1 protein-coding gene is annotated in these 510 nt (G+C 40.8%); it reads right to left on the minus strand.

Going from position 1 to position 510, the window contains the following annotated elements:
* Nucleotides 1-510, minus strand: a 510-nt coding sequence (locus QOS06_RS10725; RefSeq protein ID WP_283596062.1) for a helix-turn-helix domain-containing protein, incomplete at both ends; no start/stop codon positions are given.

Genomic DNA, 510 nt, shown 5'->3' on the forward strand with positions numbered 1-510 from the left:
CTAAGCACCTTTTAGCTTGCGGATGAGTTCGATGATGCTTACGTTTAGGTTTTTCAAAGAGGTCTAAATTGGACGTACGAAGCACACCCTCATTAATCCATTGATATAAAGTTACAACCGACTTTGGGATCAGGGTGCCATCATTCATTAAATCTCGAGCCTTATAAATAACCGCTTGTGGGGAGTAATGGTGGTCGTCAAACTCACCAAGCATTAGCTGATCAGCTAATCGTAAAAATTGCTTTGAAGAATAATATAAGCGACGACGACCAGAATGGCGGTGATGTTCAAGATATGTGGCCTGACCAGCTTCATAACTATAGATGTAGTAAGAATATTCGTAAATCTTACCATTAGATTTTTGACGACGAAGTTGGCGGACCGTACCACGGTTGAGCTCGTTATTAATTGTTTGATGATTAACTCCTAATTGGCGACCAATTGCGCGATTGGAAAGTCCTTGCGACTTTAAAGTCGCAATCATCACACGTTCTTCTTTAGTAAGATGAG

Origin of the sequence: Limosilactobacillus sp. DJ3M12 (genome assembly GCF_947381695.1) — a bacterium.
Lineage (GTDB): Bacteria > Bacillota > Bacilli > Lactobacillales > Lactobacillaceae > Limosilactobacillus > Limosilactobacillus kinnaridis.